Source organism: Fictibacillus sp. NRS-1165 (genome assembly GCF_050468105.1).
GTDB lineage: Bacteria > Bacillota > Bacilli > Bacillales > Fictibacillaceae > Fictibacillus_C > Fictibacillus_C terrinigri.
The window spans coordinates 1-2,014 of the sequence record NZ_JBDPNU010000144.1 but is presented as its reverse complement, the minus strand read 5'-3'; the positions used below and the strand labels follow the sequence as shown (position 1 = coordinate 2,014).

Genomic DNA, 2,014 nt, shown 5'->3' with positions numbered 1-2,014 from the left:
TTACCGTATGGTCTGCAGGACGTTTGCTGAAACAATCTTTTTCCATTCGGCAAAGAACAAGTTTATGGATCACGTTAACCATTCTTTCCGTCCTTACACTTATCTTTAAAAATCGGCAGCAAATTGATCTCTTAAATGTTGGGGTTGGACGGTTAGGATATTACACTATTTACTTCTATATCCCTTTATTATTTGTTCTTCAATGGATGATTTACAGAGTGAGGAAAAATCAATGAACAATATAAAAAAGGCATTTGTAATTATTTTTTTATCCATTTTAGATGGTTGCAGTATTCAACCAAGGATTTTAGAAGATATACAGTTGGTTACTTCGTTCGGTTATGATTATGCTGGAAAGGATAAAATAAAGGCAACGATAAACATGCCTATTACCCCGGTGGTGGAGAATGCCCCTCCGGGAAACCAGGTACTGACTGCAATAGGGCATACGAGTAAAAATATCCGTCAGATCCTGCAGTCACGATCTCCGAAACCATTATATATCGGCAGGACTACTGTTGTTCTCTATAGTAAAACATTGGCTGAGCATGGAATTTTGAGCTTAATAAATACTCTTCAAAGAGATCCGGAGTTAGGCCGTGATCTCACGCTTGCCGTAGTAGATGGAAAAGTGGAACCTCTATTAAGTTTTCATTATCCGTGGGCTGAAGTAACCACAAAGTATATGGAACAATTATTGGAGCAGAACGAATTACAAAATATCCCCAAAACGAATATCCATGATTTTTTGTTTCGGTATTATGGAAAAGGTGCAGATCCCTTTATGCCTTTGCTGAAAAAAAAAGGAAATGAAATTAAAATAAAAGGAATGGCATTGTTTAAAGGAGACCGATACGTAGGCTATATACCTTATCGAAAAAGTTTTATCATGAAGCTGCTTTTCGAAAATTTTAAAAGCGGAATTTATGAATTTAAACTAAAAAAAGAAAATCATGTGGCTATTGAGAACCTTGCTTCTAAAGTTGATTATGACGTACAGTATAGGGGAAATCAGCCTCACATCACAATAAATGTTAATTTGCAAGGGAAAATCAGCGAATTTCAAAGTACAGAATTGATTGGAAACCAATTAATAAAATCCGTTGAAAAACAGGCGGATCGGACAATTACCCGTGAAGCGAAAAATCTTGTTCATACATTTCAGGATTTAAACGTGGATCCCTTAGGCTTGGGCCACAAAGTAAACAATGTAACCCCCCACTTTAATTTTTCCCGCTGGAATAAAGCGTACGCCGACGTACCAATAGACATTAACGTGAAAATTAAAGTGGTACAGTCTGGGATAACAGAATAAGAGGAGTAAAAGCCTCAGGCTCTTACTCCTTTTTTTACATATACCAACCAACAGGCGAGGCTTCGAAAGATAAACCCAATCCCAGGGCCGGGAAGCAGAAAAACCATAGGAAGCCAAACCGGTCCCCACAGTTCGCCAAACACATTTAAAAGCGGGGAATAAATTAATCCGATGGTTACAGAAAAAGCAACGAATACTAACGGTAAAAATGCAAACTTGGAAGGTGCAGGGTCTGCATTTTTATTAACATCCCACAAGGTAAAATAATAAAAACATGGATAAATCATCAACCAATTAAAATGGGTGCGGATATCGCTTCCTCAATTCTTCCATGAAAATTCAGAAGAATAATCTGGTTAAAGTTTGCCTGTAGGTTTAATGATCATTTCCAAAAGGAGAAATAAAAAACCTTTCATATAGTCCTTGTTTAAAAGTTGGCCGACTCCCGGCAAAGCAATGCTCCAAAGGAGCCGTTCCCATTTATCATTCCCAATACCCTACCCTTTCTTTCGTGACTTCATTGTTGTAACGGTCGTGAGTATGGAGGGCTGACTTACTCTTTCCTGGTTAATTGTTGGCGGTCAGGGATTGAAGGGGCTCCTCCAACCAGCCATGATCAATCATAAGGATCGCCCCATCTTCTGCATATTGCGCAACCTCAACTAAAATACGGGAATATTTCAATCCTCACAATGATCT

1 protein-coding gene and 1 pseudogene are annotated in these 2,014 nt (G+C 38.3%); both read left to right on the top strand.

The genetic code is table 11. The annotated features are described in order from the left end of the window. Window positions 1-236 (top strand): annotated as a pseudogene (locus tag ABHN01_RS25260) (spore gernimation protein GerB); the annotation flags it as partial. Beyond that, window positions 233-1,315, top strand: a complete 1,083-nt coding sequence (locus ABHN01_RS25255; protein WP_429877828.1) for a Ger(x)C family spore germination protein — start codon at window positions 233-235, stop codon at window positions 1,313-1,315. The pseudogene ABHN01_RS25260 and the gene ABHN01_RS25255, both read left to right, overlap by 4 nt. The last annotated feature ends 699 nt before the right edge of the window (window positions 1,316-2,014 follow it).